Origin of the sequence: Streptomyces neyagawaensis, assembly GCF_023516595.1 — a bacterium.
Lineage (GTDB): Bacteria > Actinomycetota > Actinomycetes > Streptomycetales > Streptomycetaceae > Streptomyces > Streptomyces neyagawaensis.
Window position 1 is genome coordinate 1 of sequence record NZ_JAMGBG010000141.1, and the last position, 736, is coordinate 736.

A 736-nucleotide genomic window follows, 5' to 3' on the forward strand; every position below is an offset into this window, starting at 1 on the left:
CGCTTCGATGACGCCGAGGTGGTGCAGGATCCGGTGGAGGGCGTCGAGGAGCCTGCGTACGGTGTCCGGGTGCCGGTCGCCGAGCTGGCCGGTCTCGACGAGGATCGCGGGGATGCCCTGCCGGTTGGCGGCGGCGTGGCTGTTGCCGCCCTCGGGGCTGGTGCCGAAGATGACCCGCTCGTATCCGACCGCGTGCGCGAGTGCCTTGTTCTTGGCGTCGAGTTCGGTGTCGCCGGTGCGGCGGTAGCCGACGAAGTCGAGCAGGTGCTGGTCGATGCCGCCGCTGTGCAGGTCCACGTACGCGTCGGCGCCGTCGACGAGGTGCTCGAACAGCCAGGCCGCCATCCGGTCGGTGGGGCCGCCGTCCCGGTCGCCGGGGAAGACGCGGTTGATGTTCACGCCGTCCAGCGGGGAGATGTTGAGCCTGCCGCCGTAGACGGCCGGCGGATTGGCCACCGGGCAGATCACCACCTGCCCGGCGATCTCCTCCGGTTCCAGCAGTCCGGCCAGGCGGGTGGTGGCGTCGACACCGATGAACTCGCCGCCGTGGACACCACCGGTGATCACGACCCGGGGGCCGGGACGGGCGCCGTTGACGAGGATCAGGGGCACCTCGACCGTGGTGGTGCCGAGGTCGGCGGGCAGAACCCCGCGGGTCTTCCGGCCGGGCTCCGCCCGCAGTGTGCCGATGGTCAGAGTCATGGCTGTCCTCGTTGGAGCTCAGGCCGCGGCGCGG

At 71.7% G+C, this 736-nt stretch carries 1 protein-coding gene; it reads right to left on the reverse strand.

Annotated features, from left to right (window positions below; translation table 11 throughout):
* The coding region (locus tag M8J73_RS37850; RefSeq protein WP_249829640.1) for a M14 family metallopeptidase at positions 1-702 on the reverse strand (702 nt) is incomplete at its 3' end.
* Positions 703-736 lie beyond the last annotated feature (34 nt).